The organism is Paenibacillus favisporus (assembly GCF_040545415.1).
In the GTDB taxonomy this organism is placed as follows: Bacteria; Bacillota; Bacilli; order Paenibacillales; family Paenibacillaceae; genus Paenibacillus_AQ; species Paenibacillus_AQ favisporus.
Window position 1 is genome coordinate 1 of sequence record NZ_JBEPLV010000007.1, and the last position, 17,553, is coordinate 17,553.

A 17,553-nucleotide genomic window follows, 5' to 3' on the forward strand; every position below is an offset into this window, starting at 1 on the left:
ACAACGCTTGCCCCCTACGTATTACCGCGGCTGCTGGCACGTAGTTAGCCGGGGCTTTCTTCTCAGGTACCGTCACTCCGATAGCAGTTACTCTACCGGACGTTCTTCCCTGGCAACAGAGCTTTACGATCCGAAAACCTTCATCACTCACGCGGCGTTGCTCCGTCAGGCTTTCGCCCATTGCGGAAGATTCCCTACTGCTGCCTCCCGTAGGAGTCTGGGCCGTGTCTCAGTCCCAGTGTGGCCGTTCACCCTCTCAGGTCGGCTACGCATCGTCGCCTTGGTGAGCCGTTACCTCACCAACTAGCTAATGCGCCGCAGGCCCATCCGCAAGTGACAGATTGCTCCGTCTTTCATCATCCCCTCAGGAGAGGAAATGAGATATCCGGTATTAGCTCACGTTTCCGTGGGTTATCCCGGTCTTGCAGGCAGGTTGCCTACGTGTTACTCACCCGTCCGCCGCTAACTATCAGGAGAGCAAGCTCTCCATCAAGTCCGCTCGACTTGCATGTATTAGGCACGCCGCCAGCGTTCGTCCTGAGCCAGGATCAAACTCTCCAAGAAAGTTGGAAGAATCTGCTCACCCGAAGGGAGTAGCTTTCCAACGAAAGTTTGTAGCTCATTTTGAATCTGACGAGATTGATTTAATCTCAATCGCTCCGGTCATACGACCATCGCGTTTATACTCACTCGTTGTTCAGTTTTCAAAGATCAAACTTCGTTTCGTTACCGCTCAGCGTTTCAGCAGCAACTCTTATAATATATCACATATTCGATAGATTTGCAAGACTTTTTTTGAAGAAGTTTTTTCTATCAAATCTCATTTTCCCCGACCTGCTAACTCGTTAACTCGGCCGGACTTATAATTTATCACAGTTCTCACCACTGCCGCAACACACAAAATATTCCATCAAATATTCATACTATTCTTATACCCACAACAAAATAAATTCTAGCATATTTCAAGCATCTTTTTCATATATTCATACTAGTTCTTTTATGAAAGTTAATACTGCATTCATAGAGTTCAAACCGCCATTAAGCGGAAATGCTCTTGCTGAAGAATGGTTACAATGACACGAACCTTGAACTCAATTAAAAGCAGGCATTCCGGCGTTCACCTCGAAATGCCTGCTTCTGCTCAAATTGACCTGCTATCATCCATTAATCCATGGGTTTTTACGCGGTCTGTCAGCAGCTGTGCTTTTTCTTTCCTTTTTAGCGGCGGGAGCTTTCGATTTATTTACCTTTGCTTTATCCTTCGGGTCGCTGATCTTTTTGGATGCAGTCTCATCAGCCGCAGGCTCAGACTCCTCTACCTCGGATGTCTCATGGACCGCCGCCTCATTGATGGTAGCTGTCGCTTGGGCCACCTCTTCCCCAATCGGGGCTGGGTAGGCAGGCGCCGGGTTACGGTCCCAGTACGCCGCGTTCTCGGCGGCCCCTACAAAAGGGGCGTTGGGCCCTGCCTGCTCATAGGCTCCCAGCGTCGAGGGATACCCCATTCCATAAGGTGACGGGTAACACCAATCATATGGAGTGGGATAAGCATGATGCGGATAGGCGTATGCTGGATCCACTTCCGGGTAATGAGTCATCGGTGCGTAATTCGGATAAGCTTCCGCTGGAGATACCATCGGCATTTGATTCGGATAGGCGGCTGCCGGGGACACCATCGGCATTTGGTTTGGATAAGCCGCTGCCGGAGATACCATCGGCATTTGATTTGGATAAGCTTCCGCCGGAGATACCATTGGCATTTGATTCGGATAAGCTTCGGCCGGGGATACCATTGGCATTTGATTCGGATAGGCTGCTTCCGGACTTACTTGAGTATTCGGAAACATGGCATTCGCGTTTGGATATGCTGCTATCGGCTCACTATAAGGATGAGCGTAGAATGGATCCACTCCCGAATACGGGGATACCGCTCCTTGGCACCCACATGGACTATACGGCGCAATTCCAGCGTGTACCGGATGATAAAACGCCGGCTCTACACTGTGCGGAAACGCCTCATTCGGCTGGTAATGGGCCGGCCCCACATGGATGGGCTCATAAACGACCGGATGCTCGTGATTTTCCCAATGCGGCGCATAGGCAGGGGACACACCTGTCGGATAAGCGTTGGGGCCCGGTTCATACTCGGTACCCTGAACGATTCCCGGATAATAAGGTGTTTTCTGCATGTTTTCTTGCATGGCGTGCTGCAGGTTTGCGTTCTCGGCATTCGGCATGTCGTGATAGGAAGCCACTTCGTGCACGGGACCCGGGTACTGAATAAAGAGGTTATGCGTAACTTCGCTGTAAATGGTCTCTTTGCTGTAGGTCGGCTTTTTCCCGGCTGCCGGCATCACGTTCGGTTGATTTTCCACCGCAGGCATGATATTGGGTTTGTTCTCCATGATAGGCATCACATTGGGCTTGTTTTCGGCAGCAGGCATGACGTTAGGTTGGTTTTCCGCTATGGGCATCACGTTTGGAAAGGTGTAATTCGGCGAGGTCATTTCCGGCATTTCCTGGTTCATCGACAGGTTGGGGAGCGGGGGTGGAGACGGTATGTTCGGCAGCTCGGGAAGCTGCTGCGGCAGCACCTGGGCATTGTTTTCTTCCTTATTTTCTTCCATAGGCGCTGTAAGCTCTTCTTTATTCGGTTTTTCCGCCTCTTCCGGCTCCACATTCTCCTCAATCGGTGCCGTCAGTTCTTCTTTGGGACCGGTATATGTTTTGTTGCCGGGGATCGTTTTGGCATTCGCATTCCCGTCTACACTCTCGGCTGTGACGCCACCGACTTTAGGAATGTTGACCACTTCCCCCACAAGGAGCGCGTTCGGATTTTTGAGCTGCGGGTTGGCGTCGATCATATCCTTGAGCGTCACACCCCAGGCTTTGGACAATTTCCAAAGGCTGTCTCCCTGCTTGACGACATGCTTATGGATGATTTGATCGTTGTTTGGAACCTGTATCGGTTCCGCAGGGATTTTGACTTTCTGTCCGACCGTCAGCTGGTTTGGATCGGAGATTTGCGGGTTGGCGTCGATAATTTTTTGCAAAGGAACACCGTATTTTTTCGAAAGCTCATATAATGTGTCGCCACTTTTAACCATGTGTATTTTCACGCGGCAAATACCTCCTAAACTTCTTGTAGGCGTGGGTTCGCCTCCATTCGTTACTACATCTTATGCAGGGGATAGGCGGATGACATCCCTTTAGACAAAAAAATCCTTCCACGAAGAAGATCGTGAAAGGATTGTAGAGAAAAACAGGTCATAAAAAGGCTGTCGGAATCAGGATTCCCAAACTTTGTAGCCGTCCTGCGTAACGATTTTCCGGAATTCTTCAAGAAGCTTCAAAGTGACCGGCCCAGCCTGTCCCTGTCCGATAACGCGTCCGTCGATTTCGCGGGCGGCGATGACTTCGGCAGCGGTTCCGGTAAAGAATACTTCGTCGGCAATGTACACGTCGTGCATGCTGAACGGTTCTTCCTTCAGCTTGTAGCCCAGCTTCTCACAGAGCTCGATAATCGCCATGCGCGTAATGCCTTCCAGCGCTCCAAGGTAGCAAGGAGGAGTGTAGACGACACCGTTTTTAACGAGGAAAATGTTGTCGCCCGAGCCTTCGGTCACATATCCCTGCGCGTTCAGCATGATCGCCTCGTCTGCTTCCGCGAAATTCGACTGGATTTTGACCAAAATGTTGTTCAGGTAGTTCAGGGACTTAATCTTCGGATTCAGTGCATCAGGCAGGTTGCGGCGCTGCGATACCGATACCGCTCTCAGTCCGTTCAAATAGGCTTCCTCCGAATAAATCGCCAGCTGCTCCACAATAATAAGAACGGTTGGCTTCGGGCAGCGTCTCGGATCCAGGCCCAGGTTCCCCACACCGCGCGATACGATCAAACGGATATACCCGTTGCGCATATCATTCCGGCGAATCGTTTCCGCCATGGCGTCGCGCATTTCCTCGAGGGACAGCGGGATGACCAAATCGATCGATTTGGCGGAATCATACAGGCGGTCCAAGTGCTCTTTGCATTTGAAAATGTTGCCCTCATAGATTCGGATTCCTTCAAAAATGCCGTCCCCATACAGGAAGCCGTGATCAAACACCGAAACTTTCGCGTTTTCTTTCGTTACAAATTCTCCATCTAAGTAAATCCACTGTTCTGACATCTGTTACCGCACCTCCGAATTTTGTTCCTGATCCTGATAAGTAAAGCTCGGGTAAGATCCCAGCACGCGTACCTGGCAGCCCAGCGCTTCGATCTCGCCGAAGGCCGCCGTCAGCAGCACCGAGTCCACGGATTCGAGCACATCGATATAAAAGTAATAGCTTCCCAGCTTTTTCTTGGTTGGTCTGGATTCAATCCGCGACAAATTCAAACGCCTCCAAGCAAAGGCTGCAAGCACCTGATGCAGCGCTCCCGCAAAATCCTCGGGCAGCGTCACCAGCACGCTCGTTTTTTGCTGTTCAACCGGCCGGTTGAGCGGCGGAAGTTCCTCATGGCCGATCAGTACGAACCGGGTAAAATTGTTGTCATGATCGGTAATGCGTTTGGCCAGCACGTCGAGCCCGTGAGTAGCCGCTCCGAGTGTTGTGCCGATGGCGGCCCAGCCTTTGCCCGGATTGGCTTTGACGATGCCTACGGCTTCGGTTGTGCTGCCTGCGTTGATCAGCTCGGCCTGCGGAGCATGCTGGCGGATAAACTGCTGGCACTGGGCCGTGGCTACAGGATGAGACAAAATTTTCTCAATCCGGCTGTAATCGATCTCCCCTGCCTCGGACATAAACTCCTGGCGGTCACCGATCAAATTCTGGATCGACGGATAGACCCACTCCACCCGCATCGGAATGTCGACTTCATTCACCAACCAGTCCATATGCAGGCTTACCGAGCCTTCAATCGTGTTCTCGATCGGGATGACGCTATAATCGGTTTTTCCCTGAGCCGTCGACAAAAATACATCGGAAATCAGCTTATGATAGACCAGCTCCACCGGCTCATCCCCGAGCAAATACGCGACGGCCTCGTGCGACACCGACCCTTCCGGCAATAATGCAATTCGTTTCATGCGCTTACTTCCCCTTTACCATATCCATAAATGAACGGGACGGCATCCCGGAAATCTCAACGACTCCTTCCACGTCGGGAAGCAGCCATTTGGCGGATGCGTTGATGCCCTCAGCCCTCATCGTATTCAGGAGGAAGGCTTCCAGTTCGTTCTTTCTGGATTGTTGGCGGTCCACCAAAGCGAGCAGCGTAGGACCCGCACCGCTCAGCGCCACGCCAAGCGCGCCGTGATTCCCCGCTTCCTCCAAAATCCGGGTCATGCCCGGAATGAGGGGAGCCCGGTACGGCTGATGCAGACGGTCCGACATCGCATTGCCGATGAGGTCCATCCGGCCGCTGGCCAGCGCTCCGACCAAAAAGGAGGCCCGACTTACATTATACACCGCATCCTTACGGCTGATGTAATCTGGCAAAACTTTCCTGGCTTCCGAAGTCTGCAGCTCAAAATCCGGGACGACGACCAGCACTTCCAGATCTTCAGGCGGATCGAAGCGGATGCATTCGGCATGAACACCGTCCCAAATCGCCGTAATGATGCCGCCATATAAAGAAGCCCCGACATTATCGGGATGGTCCTCAATCCCTGTGGCCATATCAAACAACTCCGCTTTGCTCAGCGGTGACCCGATGAGTGCGTTGGCCGCAGCCAATGCCCCGACAATCGCCGTGGCGCTGCTTCCCAGCCCACGGGTCAAGGGGATGTCGGAATACATGGATATTTCGAGCTCGGGCACTTGAACTCCCGCACGCTCGAACACCTGCTGCGCAACTTGATACAATAGATTACTTTTATCCCGGGGAATTCCCTGCATTTCGTCTCCGTATAAATGAAATACGGTCTGCTCCGCTTCCTTCATCTCGATCCAGGCATACAGCGACAAGGCCATGCCCAGCGTGTCAAAGCCCGGCCCGAGATTCGCGGTACTGGCAGGAATTTTCACCCGTACCCCGTCAGGCTGAATCATACCCGCTCCTCTTCCAGCTTCGCGATCGCCTCCATAACGGCTTCCTCCGTATCCGGAACGACGATAGGCTCAGCGTTGACCGTTTTCAGCGCTACGTTCGGGTCCTTCAGTCCGTTCCCGGTCAGGACGCAGACAACCGTCTCTCCACCTTTGAAAAATCCTTCGCGCTTCAGCTTGTACACCCCTGCTACCGATGCGGCGGAAGCCGGCTCGGCAAAGACGCCTTCACGTGCGGCAATGGTGCGGTATGCGCTCAGAATCTCATCGTCAGTGACGTAATTGATCTGACCGTTGGATTCCTCCGCCGCAGCTACAGCGGTCTTCCAGCTGGCCGGATTGCCGATCCGGATGGCGGTTGCGACCGTTTCCGGCTCGAGAATCGGCTCGCCCTTCACGATAGCCATCGCGCCTTCGGCTTCGAAGCCGACCATGCGCGGCAGCGAGGAGGCTTTGCCGGCTGCGTGGTATTCCTTGAAGCCTTTCCAGTACGCGGAGATATTGCCTGCGTTGCCTACAGGAATGGCCAGTACGTCCGGCGCTTTGCCCAGCTGGTCCACCACTTCGAATGCGGCCGTCTTTTGCCCTTCAATGCGGAAAGGGTTGACGGAGTTTACGAGTGTGATCGGATGCTTGGCCGTAATGTCGCGCACGATCTCCAGGGCACGGTCAAAGTTGCCTTCAATGGCAATGACCTTGGCACCGTAAATCATGGCTTGTGCCAGCTTGCCGAGCGCAATGTTGTTGTTCGGAATGAGAACGATGCAGTTCAAGCCGCCGCGCGCCGCGTAGGCCGCCGCTGCAGCCGAGGTGTTGCCCGTGGAAGCACACATGATCGTGCGGCTGCCTTCCTCCATAGCCTTGGCAACGGCCATGACCATGCCGCGGTCTTTGAACGAACCGGTCGGATTCAGCCCTTCATATTTGAAATAAAGATCGAGTCCAAGCTCCTTTGACAAATTTTCGGCACGGATCAGCGGGGTGTTGCCTTCCTTCAGCGTCAGGAGAGGCGTATTGTCGTTCACGGGTAAATATTCCTTGTATGTTTGCAGTAAACCTTGGTATGGCATCGTAAAACTCCTTTTCTGTATTCGAGGTAGTTATTTGAATGGGCGGGGTTACCCCTCAACCCGGTATACGCTCTTGATTCTGCGGATGACGTCCAGCCCTTCAAAATGCTGAAGCACTTTATCCATGCTCGCTTTGTTGGCTTGATGCGTCACGATGATGATCTCCGCTTCGGGATTGTGCTCGTTCGGCTGCTGTACGACCGATTCCAGGCTGACTCCGAATTCGGCGAACACCTGCGTAATTTTGGCGAGAACACCGGCTTTGTCGTCAACGTGAAGCAGGATAAAGTTCTTGTAACTGATCTGTTCATCGGTCTTCAGCTTCTTCGGCTTGTAAGGAACGATCGCTTTCAGGCCGTTGACGCCCAGTCTAAGGTTTTTGATGACGGCCATCAGGTCGGCCACAACGGAGGTAGCCGTCGGCATTTCGCCGGCGCCGGCGCCGTAGAACATCGTCTCGCCGACCGCTTCCCCGTACACGTATACGGCATTGAAGACACCGTTCACAGCGGCAATCGGGTGCCCTTTGCGCACCATTGTCGGCTGCACGCTGATGCTGAAATGATCGTCCTGCCGGTCCGCAATGCCAAGCAGCTTCATTTCGTAGCCAAGGCGTTTGGCATACGTAATGTCTTCCTTGGTGACCTGCGAGATGCCGCGCACGCTGACGTCCTTCAGCTCGATGTTGGAGCGAAAGCCGAGCGTGCCCAGAATCGCCATCTTGCGGGCGGCGTCCAAGCCTTCGACATCGGAGGTCGGATCGGCTTCGGCATAGCCCAGTTTTTGCGCTTCCTCCAGCACATCCTCATAGGACGCGCCTTCCTGGCTCATTTTGCTCAAAATATAGTTGGTCGTGCCGTTCACGATCCCCATGATCTTTAAGATGCGGTCCGAAGAAAATCCTTCGATCAGCGTCCGGATAATCGGAATGCCTCCCGCCACACTCGCCTCATAAAAAACGTCGCACTGCTTCTCCTGAGCCTTGGCCAAAATCTCCGCTCCGTGCAGCGCCATCAGGTCCTTGTTGGCCGTAACGATATGCTTGCCGCGCTCCAGCGCCTCCAAAATGTAGGACTTTGTCTCATCAATACCGCCCATCACCTCGACGATGACGTCGATTTCCGGGTCACGGATGACATCCCACGGATCTTCTGTCAATTTGCCTTGATCAACGGCCACGCTGCGCGTTTTCCCGGAGTTCTTCACCGCGATCCTTTCGATGACGACCGGAGAGCCTACCTGGCTGCTCAAATCCTCCTGATGGCCTTCCACGATCCTGACGACCCCCGTACCGACCGTGCCCAGACCCAACAATCCAACTTTAACCGGCTTCATTCTCATACCTCCCGTGAATCTCCAAATAACATTCTTTGTCTTCTGTGACACCAGGCACGGACTTACCCCTGTCCGATCAAATTCGCCCGCTTGACTCCCGCTACGTCGCGCATGCCTTCCAGCATGTCCCCAAGCTCGTCGCCAAGCCGCGTCACTTCGACGGATATCACCACGTTCGCCATCCCCTGCAAAGGAATACTCTGGTGGATCGTCAGCACGTTTCCGCCATAACCGGCCACCGTGCTCAGCACTTTCGACAGCATGCCCGCCCGGTGCTCCATATCGATGGAAATCGTCACGATCCGCTCGCGCTCCAGCTGGTTGATCAGGTGGATTCCGTCTTTGTATTTATAAAAAGCGCTGCGGCTCAGCCCGACTTGTTCCACGGCTTCATGAACCGTCTTCGCGTCCCCGGCCGCTAGCAGCTGTTTCACCTGCATCGTCTTGACAACGGCTTCCGGTAAAATGTCTTCCCGGACCAAATAATAGCGTTCTTTCACGAACGTCCTCTCCTCAAAGACTGATGTATTCATATAGTGGACATTATATAGGAACCCTTGCCTGACGGTCAATAGTCCGACGCCTTTTTAATCTCCATCATACAAAAAAATGCCCGCCATGTAACGTAAAATGTCAGAAACAAAAGGGGCAGCAACAAAAAACCGGACGCCGTATACGAAATATACGGTGTCCGGTTCTTGTATGTTTAATAGTAGCTGCTGCCTTCTACAAACTCGAATTCAAAATCGCCGATTCTCACAATGGTGCCCTCAACGGCACCGCGTTTGCGAAGCTCATCGTCGATCCCCATATGGCGCATCGTCCGCGCAAGCTTCAGAATCGCTTCATGCGAGTTCATCTGCATGCGTTTGAGCAGGCGCTCAATCTTGACGCTGTGGACTACATAAGCCTCGTTGTCTCTCGTAATTGTGAACGAGTTGTCCTCGGTTTTATCCAGCTTGTACACTTTTCTTTCGGTGATTTCGGGTACTTCTTCCAGCGCGGCTTCCACAGGAATCTGGTCCAGCAGATCCGCCGCACGGTAGAGCAGCTCCTGAACGCCCTGCCGGGTCAGCGAGGAGATCGGCATGATCTCCAGGTCAGGCCGGTCTTTGCCGACCTTTTCACGGAATTCGGCCAGGTTGTCCTCCGCTTCCGGCATATCCATTTTGTTCGCTGCTACGATCTGCGGCCGCTCGGCCAGGGTGGCGTTGTACAGCTTCAGCTCGTCGTTAATTTTGACCCAGTCCTCGTATGGATCCCGGCCTTCGGACCCCGCCATATCCACTACATGGATAATGACGCGGGTCCGTTCCACGTGGCGGAGAAACTCATGCCCGAGGCCGACCCCTTCATGAGCACCCTCGATCAATCCCGGCAGATCGGCCATGACGAAGCTCCGGCCTTCCGCGACTTCCACGACGCCGAGGTTCGGCGTAATCGTCGTAAAGTGGTACGCCCCGATTTTCGGTCTCGCACCGGAAACGACCGACAAGAGCGTGGACTTCCCTACGCTCGGGAAGCCGACCAGACCGACGTCGGCCATCACTTTCAGCTCCATCACCACATACCGTTCCTGGCCTTCCTCCCCGTGCTCGGCGAGCTCGGGAGCCGGGTTGTTCGGGGTGGCAAAACGGATGTTGCCTCTACCGCCGCGGCCGCCTTTGGCAACAACCACCTGCTGTCCATGACGCGTCAAGTCGGCAATGACTTCGCCCGTATCATCGTCAATCAGCACGGTACCCGGCGGAATGCGGACGATCATGTCCTCCGCCCCTGCGCCATGCTGGCTCTTATTGCGGCCCTTCTCGCCGCGTTTGGCTTTGAAATGGCGCTGGTATCTGAAATCCATCAGCGTGCGCAGACCTTCGTCCACACGGAAAATGACATCTCCGCCCTTGCCGCCGTCACCGCCGGCAGGCCCGCCTTCCGGCACGTATTTCTCCCGGCGGAAAGCCACCAGGCCGTCACCACCGTCGCCGCCTTTGACATAGACTTTCGCTTTATCTACAAACATGACTTCACCTTCCTCATGCTCCACACGGCACGCGCAATTCAAATGAAGCCTGAGTCGGATCGATCTGCTCTGCTTTCATTTTCTTGCCTTGTACCACATTATATATTTGCTGCCGAAGCAGTTCCGGGTCCCCAAGGGAACCTTCTTCCTCAAACCTTACGATCAGCTCCGAGCCTTCCTCATAAAGACTTAGGAACAGTTTGCGGGACTCGCCCCGCGAAGACTTGCTGCTGTATTGATATGCCCGGATCGTTTGGATGACGGCCAAAGCCAGGTTTGCCCCTTCTTCCTGGCTGAGGTTGTTGATCAGCGTCATCTGGTCATCCACGTGAACGTCCAGCTCCAAATTGCTGCTGGTACTGCGAAAAGACTGAAGGTAGAAAATAAGCGAAGGAATGCCCAGCTTGGCTATTTTGCTTTCGACAGCCATCTGTTCCTTTATTCTTTCCACACATTGAACCGCTTTATCACTTTTTCCGAGCTTGATATAACCATACAAAATTTACAAATCGTTCATCCAGTCATGGCGGTGATGGTTGAGCGTCCGGATGGCCGTCTGCTCCAGACTGCGGACTACAGCATCATGATGACGCGAAGTACTCCGGCGAATCTGCGCATATCCGAGAAAAAGCACCGCTAATATCCACAGCGGAAGGATCATGTACCAAATCCACGAGCCGCCACGGTATATAAATACTAACGGAATCACGATTGAAATGACCGCAGCGGCCATTATGCTCTTCCCAAATTTCATAGCACTCCCCGTCCCCGTCCCACACATGAGATAGTTAACATCATTGCCCAGTATACCATAATTGTCCAGTTATGTTCATATCAATAATACGCAGCCTACAAAATAACCCCACCAAGTGGGGCTTTTGCTCCAACGCATATTCAGCAGATTTGCAGGGGGGGGACTCCCAAGAATATGCTTTAATTCAAAAAGAGCCCCCGGCAAGCATTGCCGGAGGCTTCTTGTTCATTCTGCGTTCGCAGACAATTAAGCTTCTACTGCTGCCGCTACAGGAGCGACATCCACAGGATAAACGCTCACTTTCTTGCGGTCGCGGCCCCAACGTTCGAATTTCACAACGCCGTCCACTTTAGCAAACAGAGTGTCGTCTTTGCCGATGCCCACGTTCGTACCAGGATGAATTTTCGTTCCGCGTTGGCGAACCAAGATGCTTCCGCCAGTAACGGTTTGGCCGTCAGCACGCTTAACGCCGAGACGTTTCGCTTGGCTGTCGCGTCCGTTCTTTGTGGAACCAACACCTTTTTTCGAAGCGAACAATTGAAGATTCAGCTTTAACATGTTGTCTCCTCCTTCTGTTAGTAATGTACTTCTTGTATTTGAATATACTTCCCGTATGATTCTGCTATGGAATTCAGCATAACCACCATCGATTCCAGCAGCAACTGAACCTGTTCGTGCACGCCTGATTCCTCCATCGAAGGAACGTCCGCGCTCAGAAAACCGTTGTTCATTCTGCTGTCCATGACCGTTCCGGTTAATGCTTCCACCGAATTGACCGTCCCCACCGTGACCGCCGATACTCCGGCGCATACGATGTCTTCTCCGGCCTTCGCGTAGTTCGCATGCCCCTTCACTTCAAAGCCACGAATCTTGCCGTCTTCCCGGCGTAATATCCGTACGTTAATCAATTAGCGCACCTTCTTACGCTTGGATCTTCTCGATCGTAACTTTTGTGTATGGCTGACGATGACCTTGCTTCTTGTGGTAGTTCTTCTTAGGTTTGTATTTGTATACAACAACTTTCTGGCCCTTACCATGCTTCTCAACTTTAGCGGTTACGGATGCGCCGGCTACGACTGGAGTTCCTGCCACCAGACCGTTGTCACCGGATACAGCCAATACACGGTCGAAAGTTACACTTTCGCCATCAGCTGCGTTCAGCTTCTCGATGAACAATACGTCGCCCTCTTGAACTTTGTATTGTTTACCGCCTGTCTCGATAATTGCGTACATTTGCTTGCACCTCCTCATGTCTCAGACTCGCCTAATCCAGGTGGCCTGCTGTCTTCAACAGCGGCACTTGTAAACCCGACCGGAGCGGTTACAGCATGTGACAAGCAATAAATACTGGACACATACTCATAGATATTAACATAACCGTCCATCATAAGTCAATGCGCGCTCAGAAGGTTTATTTTCCCCGTTCCGCCGCATACTTCGCATGATTTGGAAAACATGACAGCCGTGTCCTCTCTTACTTTCTTCCGCGTAAGCTCCAGCAAACCAAGCTTGCTCCAGCCGACGACATGGCTTTTGGTCCGGTCCCGACTCATGCCAGCCTCCAGCCGGTTGACAACCTCCTGCCGGTTCTTCTCCTCTTCCATATCGATAAAATCGACGATAATGATGCCGCCGATGTCGCGGAGACGGATCAGCCGGGCGATTTCTTCAGCCGCCTGCAGATTGGTCTTCGTGACCGTCTCTTCCAAATTGCCGCCGCCGGTATATTTCGCCGTATTGACGTCGACCACCGTCAGCGCCTCCGTCTGGTCCAGCACGATCGTGCCTCCGCTCTCCAGCGTCACCCTGCGCGCAAAATCCCGCTCCAGCTGCTCTTGAACGCCATGGGCCCTAAAAATGTGCTCGTGGCCCTGGTGCATTCGGACGGGCCGGTGTCCACCGTGGGCGATCTCCTCCAGAAACAGCTCGGCTTCTCTCGCTTCCGGTCTGCTGTCAATCCAGAGCTCGTCCTGCTCCGGATCGAACACGTCGCGGATAAACCGCTGCACGATGCTGAGATCCCGGTGCAGCAGGCACGGTGCCGCGCAGGCGTCAGCCTTCTCCTGAATGCTTAGCCACCGCTCCCGCAGCGCGTTCAAATCCCCTTCGATGGCATCGGGATGCTCATCCTCGGAGACGGTCCGCATGATGACGCCCTCTCCGCTCCTCCGGAGGGAATCGCCCAGCACCTTCAGCCGGTTCCGATCATGCTCCCGGTAAACCTTCTTGGAGACGGCCACATAATCCGCATGCGGCATATACACGATCCATCTGCCTGGAAGCGAATAGTGCGTCGTCACCCTCGGGCCTTTGCCGCCAAGCGGCTCCTTCATCACCTGGACGACGATTTCCTGCCCGACGCGCAGCAGCGATTCGATATTCGGCTTGTCCTTCGGCTGCTTCTCCAAATGCGGATGCAGCACGTCGTCCACGTATAAAAAGGCGTTTTTTTTCTGGCCGATATCCACAAACGCGGCCTGCATGCCGGGCAATACGTTGACGACCCGCCCTTTGTAAAAGCTCCCGACCAGACTGTGCCCCTGGCTCCGCTCGGCAGCGAATTCCACCAGCTTGCCTTCCTCCAAGAGCGCCATCTGGGTCAGCTTCGGTTCGATGTGAACGATCATTTGTTTCATGGCTTCACCCCTGCCAGAAGACATATCTTTTTCATTGTACCATGAAATCTCCTTTAAATTAGCTCCATCCCTGAGTTAGGAGCAGCCCGCATTCACACCTTTTTCACGTTCGTTGTTCCTTGCGTATTTATATCCACGAAGTACGATCTGTCGCAAAATAAGCAGAAATAATGCGCTGCTCGGGAAGCACGGCAATGATTTTTCCGCGCTCGTTCATCACATAAATAAGATGGTATTTCTCTCTTTTTAATAGACGCAGGATACTGTCCAAATGTTTCGCCGGATCGGCAACGATGGGCTGCGCGAGTTCCCCGTCCGCTCTGGAGCGGGTGTACATCGATTCACGGTGCATGAGAAATCTTGTAAATCGGTAGGGCAGGTTCCGGTAGTCGACCCAGTTCGAGTACAGCAGAAATATACCGATTAACAGCAGGTTGAGCTGAACGCTGCCCTTCCCTTGAAATAGCGGTGCCAGCGCGCATATAATGACGATCACGCTCGCCCCAACGCTGATCCTCGAGGACCACAGAAGCGTACGGTGATAAGGGAAAAACAAGCTGGCAGCCGACTGTAATATTTTCCCGCCATCAAGGGGTAAAATCGGCAGCAGATTAAACAATGCAATCATCGCGTTGCCATAAATTACATAAGACAGAAAGGCGCCATCTCCCCAGCCGGCCAGACGGAGGAGCAGCGCGAACAGGATCATCATTCCGTTTTGCAAAGGCCCCGCTGCCGCGATGACGATTTCCTTCCACGCGGTCAGCCGGCCCTGATCTTCGATTTCCACCACCCCGCCGAACGGGAGAAACTGAATCGAACGAATGCGCACGCCGTACATCAGCGCAGCCCCGGCATGTCCCAGCTCATGAATGAATACGATGACGAACAGCGTAATTAGCTCGAGGAAATGCCCGGTAACGACCGAAAACAGCATCAGGATCACGAAAAACGGGTGCAGCGACAGGGTCATTCCGCGAACGTTAATCAATCGGGATCACATCTGCCGGATCCACATAATGGCCCCCTTCTTTGACCGCAAAAAACAGAGTCGGCGTCTCACCGTCACTCCCCTGTCCGAGCGACCCGACCGGGTCTCCGGCCTCGACCCAATCGTTCTTCTGCAGCTGCGTCTCCTGCAAATGGCTGTATGTCGCTACCAGGCCGCCGGAGTGCTGGATGGTCACCGAGACTCCGGTTTCCGGCGAATCCGACACTTCCATGACACGTCCCGTTTCTACACTTTTCACCTGAAGCGCCGTGCTTGAAACCTCATCCGGAGCAATTTCCACTCCTTTCAGGTTGACGGCGAAGGCCTGTACGATTTTCCCTTCGATCGGGGGCACCATCGATTTGGATGCATCGACTTTCAATGGGGACACCGGATCCTGTTTGAAAATAGGGATAAAAGAGGGAGCTTTCCCGAAGTATGTTTCATACCAGGCTTCCGCAGCCTGAAAATCCATTTCCCGGTTCAGCGACTGAACGACAAAGCTCTGCACTTTGCCGCTCCACGGCTGGTTGATCGGAAAGTGGAACACGCCCCACACTCCCGCAAACACGATGGCGCTGAAAAACAGGCGCCACATGAAGCCGGAAACAAAGTGGTGCTTTCTATGAAAGGGGCCGCCGGCCTGATAACGTTCCTTTTTCCACTGCTTCTCCGGATCGGGCTCGGGCACGTAGCTTTCGGGCAGTTTGCCCCGGCTCCACAGCCTTGGCTCGTCCTGTACAGTCAATGGTGAAGGCTGCGAGGGCGGTTGGATCGGCATCGTTTTTGACAAATCGTCTCTGGTCAGCAGATCGCGGATCCGTTCTTCTCTCCGCTGTTTGATGGAAGATTTCATGTCCACTTGTGCTCATCCCCTTTTCGAGGCTTGTTTTATACCAGTTTATGTGGGAAAGTCCCGTTTTTAGAACAAGCCTGTTCCACCATATGATTCCATAGCATTGGCTATTGGAGTTTCAGGGCCCTCGGTGATCCAATGCCTATTCACCCAGTTACGGAACGCAAAAAAGCAGCCCCGGGACATTCCCGAAGCTGCTTTTGCTTCCATTCCTCACACCTTCTGAATTTTAGGCGGGACCGGGGCGGCGCCTGACGACTTCCGTTTGCTCAGGTCCAGCTTCTTCTGCAGGTAGCCCAGCACGATGTCCGCCACAATCGCCAGCAGTGCCGCAGGGATGGCCCCGGCAAAAATCCGCAGCGAGTTGTTGCTGTTCAGGCCCGCATAAATTTCCCGCCCCAGACCGCTGCCGCCGACCAATGGCGCAATCGTCACGACACCGATCGCAATGACCGCGGCGATGCGGATCCCTGACATCAGGTAGGTCAGCGCCAAAGGGAACCGGACTTTATAGAGCAGCTGAAACGGACTCATGCCGATGCCTCTGCCGGATTCCATATAGCTCGGGTCCACCTGCCTGAGCCCGACGTACGTATTGCGGACGATCGGATTGAGTGAATACAGGAACAAACCGACCATCACCGTCTTCATACCCAGGCCGAGCCACAGCATCAGGATGACGAGCATCGCCAGGCTGGGGATGACCTGCAGAATGTTGGTGATGAACAAAATGACCTTCGCCGCCCAGCGGCTTCTGGAGCACAAAATACCGAGAGGTACCCCGATGACGATCGCAAGCCCCAGTCCGATCACCACCATCAAAATATGCTGGATGAAATACTCCCATAATAGCCCGCTGTTCCGCGAGACATACGATACGAAATCCATAAACGTTAGCTTTTTCTCGTCCATGCTAACCCCCCTCTAGCTCTTGATCAAACCTTTCTCCTTCAAATAGGCAATCGCGACTTCCCGCTCGCTTTTCTTCTCGATATCCACCTGATAGTTCAGCGAAATCATCGTGTCGGCATCGATATGCCCGATCAACGGAGCAATGGCGTCTTTGATTTCAGGATGCTTTTGGAGGATGTCCGTCCGGATCACCGGACTCGCGTCGTACGGAGGGAAGAACTGCTTGTCATCCTTCAGCGTCTGCAGCTGATAGGCTTTCAAGCGGGAATCCGTGGAATAGGCAAGCACGATATCGACTTGACGGTTCGCCACCGCGCTGTACACGAGGCTGATCTCCATCGGGAACACCTGCCCGAAATTGATGCCATAAGCCTTGGAAAAGGCCGGGTAACCGTCCGCTTCCCGTTCCAGCCACGTCGTATCCACGCCGAGCTTCATGGACGCCATATCTTTTTTGACATCCGAAATCTTCTGGTAGCCCTTCGAATCGGCGAGATCCTTACGAACCGTAAAGGCATACGTATTTTCAAAGCCTAAGGGATCCAGCCAGGTAAAATGAAAGTACTTGTCAAACCCAGCCTTGGCTTCTTCGAGCACCTTCGCCCGGTCCTTGGTTTCGCTGATCGGAAAATGGTTGTTGAAAATTTCGCCCGTATAGAGCGTGGACATTTGGATGTCGTTTCTTTTCATCGAATTGATGACGATCGAGCTTGAAGCCAGGTCGGGAATGATGTCGACGCTGACATTGGTTTTATCTTCAATCAAGGCCTTGTACATTTCGGCCAAAATTTTCGTTTCGGTGTAGGTTTGGGTTCCGATGACCACATCCTGCTGGATCCCGCAGGCCGAAGTGATGCCTGTTAGAAGGATGGCACAGCACAAAAATAACGACAATTTGAACGTTTTCAGTTTCATCACGCCTCCTCGGATCAGTCTAAAGGGCTTCATC

18 protein-coding genes, 1 rRNA gene and 1 other annotated feature are annotated in these 17,553 nt (G+C 53.4%); all 19 genes read right to left on the reverse strand.

All coding sequences use genetic code 11. The features are described from left to right. Positions 1-564 (reverse strand): 16S ribosomal RNA (locus ABID47_RS26310); the annotation flags it as partial. Between the two features lie 593 nt (positions 565-1,157). Beyond that, the gene (locus tag ABID47_RS26315; RefSeq protein WP_354501248.1) at positions 1,158-3,119 is read right to left on the reverse strand and encodes a LysM peptidoglycan-binding domain-containing protein; all 1,962 of its coding nucleotides are present in this window, start codon (positions 3,117-3,119) and stop codon (positions 1,158-1,160) included. 168 nt (positions 3,120-3,287) lie between these two features. Next, positions 3,288-4,172 (reverse strand): branched-chain-amino-acid transaminase, encoded by an 885-nt coding sequence (gene ilvE, locus ABID47_RS26320; protein WP_354501250.1) that lies wholly within the window; start codon positions 4,170-4,172, stop codon positions 3,288-3,290. A gap of 3 nt (positions 4,173-4,175) precedes the next feature. Continuing rightward, positions 4,176-5,072, reverse strand: a complete 897-nt coding sequence (gene pheA, locus ABID47_RS26325) for a prephenate dehydratase (RefSeq protein ID WP_145029081.1) — start codon at positions 5,070-5,072, stop codon at positions 4,176-4,178. A gap of 4 nt (positions 5,073-5,076) precedes the next feature. Next, positions 5,077-6,036 carry a homoserine kinase gene (gene thrB, locus ABID47_RS26330; protein WP_354501252.1) on the reverse strand — a complete coding sequence of 320 codons (960 nt, stop codon included), beginning with the start codon at positions 6,034-6,036 and terminating at the stop codon, positions 5,077-5,079. After that, complete coding sequence (gene thrC, locus ABID47_RS26335; protein ID WP_354501254.1) at positions 6,033-7,103, reverse strand: threonine synthase; 1,071 nt, start codon at positions 7,101-7,103, stop codon at positions 6,033-6,035. Before thrC ends, thrB begins: the two co-directional genes overlap by 4 nt. 48 nt (positions 7,104-7,151) lie before the next feature. Beyond that, positions 7,152-8,438: a homoserine dehydrogenase gene (locus ABID47_RS26340; protein ID WP_076174430.1), complete on the reverse strand. Its 1,287-nt coding sequence runs from the start codon at positions 8,436-8,438 to the stop codon at positions 7,152-7,154. A 62-nt stretch (positions 8,439-8,500) separates the two neighbouring features. Next, positions 8,501-8,938, reverse strand: coding sequence for an ACT domain-containing protein (locus tag ABID47_RS26345; protein WP_076174428.1), 438 nt, complete (start codon positions 8,936-8,938; stop codon positions 8,501-8,503). Positions 8,939-9,144: 206 nt separating this feature from the next. Then, positions 9,145-10,455 (reverse strand): GTPase ObgE, encoded by a 1,311-nt coding sequence (gene obgE, locus ABID47_RS26350; protein WP_354501257.1) that lies wholly within the window; start codon positions 10,453-10,455, stop codon positions 9,145-9,147. A 13-nt stretch (positions 10,456-10,468) separates the two neighbouring features. Further along, entirely contained in the window at positions 10,469-10,906 is a 438-nt protein-coding gene (locus ABID47_RS26355) for a hypothetical protein (RefSeq protein ID WP_354501259.1), read from the reverse strand. Between the two features lie 51 nt (positions 10,907-10,957). Further along, positions 10,958-11,209: a hypothetical protein gene (locus ABID47_RS26360; RefSeq protein WP_354501261.1), complete on the reverse strand. Its 252-nt coding sequence runs from the start codon at positions 11,207-11,209 to the stop codon at positions 10,958-10,960. 246 nt (positions 11,210-11,455) lie between these two features. Further along, positions 11,456-11,767, reverse strand: coding sequence for a 50S ribosomal protein L27 (rpmA, locus tag ABID47_RS26365; RefSeq protein WP_076174421.1), 312 nt, complete (start codon positions 11,765-11,767; stop codon positions 11,456-11,458). 17 nt (positions 11,768-11,784) lie between these two features. Next, positions 11,785-12,117: a ribosomal-processing cysteine protease Prp gene (locus tag ABID47_RS26370; protein ID WP_076174419.1), complete on the reverse strand. Its 333-nt coding sequence runs from the start codon at positions 12,115-12,117 to the stop codon at positions 11,785-11,787. A gap of 13 nt (positions 12,118-12,130) precedes the next feature. After that, entirely contained in the window at positions 12,131-12,442 is a 312-nt protein-coding gene (gene rplU, locus ABID47_RS26375; RefSeq protein WP_076174416.1) for a 50S ribosomal protein L21, read from the reverse strand. A gap of 13 nt (positions 12,443-12,455) precedes the next feature. Then, positions 12,456-12,542: a sequence feature (ribosomal protein L21 leader region), on the reverse strand. A gap of 58 nt (positions 12,543-12,600) precedes the next feature. Then, entirely contained in the window at positions 12,601-13,845 is a 1,245-nt protein-coding gene (locus ABID47_RS26380) for an Rne/Rng family ribonuclease (protein ID WP_076174413.1), read from the reverse strand. Between the two features lie 127 nt (positions 13,846-13,972). After that, positions 13,973-14,836 (reverse strand): M50 family metallopeptidase, encoded by an 864-nt coding sequence (locus ABID47_RS26385; protein WP_089548367.1) that lies wholly within the window; start codon positions 14,834-14,836, stop codon positions 13,973-13,975. Further along, entirely contained in the window at positions 14,829-15,692 is an 864-nt protein-coding gene (locus tag ABID47_RS26390; RefSeq protein ID WP_354501934.1) for a M23 family metallopeptidase, read from the reverse strand. Before ABID47_RS26390 ends, ABID47_RS26385 begins: the two co-directional genes overlap by 8 nt. Before the next feature lie 213 nt (positions 15,693-15,905). Continuing rightward, positions 15,906-16,604, reverse strand: coding sequence for an ABC transporter permease (locus ABID47_RS26395; RefSeq protein WP_354501265.1), 699 nt, complete (start codon positions 16,602-16,604; stop codon positions 15,906-15,908). 12 nt (positions 16,605-16,616) lie between these two features. Beyond that, a complete protein-coding gene (locus tag ABID47_RS26400; RefSeq protein ID WP_152398596.1) occupies positions 16,617-17,519 on the reverse strand; it encodes a glycine betaine ABC transporter substrate-binding protein in 903 nt (300 codons plus the stop codon). Positions 17,520-17,553 lie beyond the last annotated feature (34 nt).

What these genes read in the sequence shown, in the direction of transcription:
- ABID47_RS26390 (WP_354501934.1), bottom strand. Translation starts at nt 15,692, where the DNA reads ATGAAATCTTCCATCAAACAGCGGAGAGAAGAACGGATCCGCGATCTG.
- ilvE (WP_354501250.1), bottom strand. Translation starts at nt 4,172, where the DNA reads ATGTCAGAACAGTGGATTTACTTAGATGGAGAATTTGTAACGAAAGAA.
- ABID47_RS26360 (WP_354501261.1), bottom strand. Translation starts at nt 11,209, where the DNA reads ATGAAATTTGGGAAGAGCATAATGGCCGCTGCGGTCATTTCAATCGTG.
- thrB (WP_354501252.1), bottom strand. Translation starts at nt 6,036, where the DNA reads ATGATTCAGCCTGACGGGGTACGGGTGAAAATTCCTGCCAGTACCGCG.
- rplU (WP_076174416.1), bottom strand. Translation starts at nt 12,442, where the DNA reads ATGTACGCAATTATCGAGACAGGCGGTAAACAATACAAAGTTCAAGAG.
- rpmA (WP_076174421.1), bottom strand. Translation starts at nt 11,767, where the DNA reads ATGTTAAAGCTGAATCTTCAATTGTTCGCTTCGAAAAAAGGTGTTGGT.
- ABID47_RS26340 (WP_076174430.1), bottom strand. Translation starts at nt 8,438, where the DNA reads ATGAAGCCGGTTAAAGTTGGATTGTTGGGTCTGGGCACGGTCGGTACG.
- ABID47_RS26380 (WP_076174413.1), bottom strand. Translation starts at nt 13,845, where the DNA reads ATGAAACAAATGATCGTTCACATCGAACCGAAGCTGACCCAGATGGCG.
- pheA (WP_145029081.1), bottom strand. Translation starts at nt 5,072, where the DNA reads ATGAAACGAATTGCATTATTGCCGGAAGGGTCGGTGTCGCACGAGGCC.
- ABID47_RS26395 (WP_354501265.1), bottom strand. Translation starts at nt 16,604, where the DNA reads ATGGACGAGAAAAAGCTAACGTTTATGGATTTCGTATCGTATGTCTCG.
- obgE (WP_354501257.1), bottom strand. Translation starts at nt 10,455, where the DNA reads ATGTTTGTAGATAAAGCGAAAGTCTATGTCAAAGGCGGCGACGGTGGT.
- thrC (WP_354501254.1), bottom strand. Translation starts at nt 7,103, where the DNA reads ATGCCATACCAAGGTTTACTGCAAACATACAAGGAATATTTACCCGTG.
- ABID47_RS26400 (WP_152398596.1), bottom strand. Translation starts at nt 17,519, where the DNA reads ATGAAACTGAAAACGTTCAAATTGTCGTTATTTTTGTGCTGTGCCATC.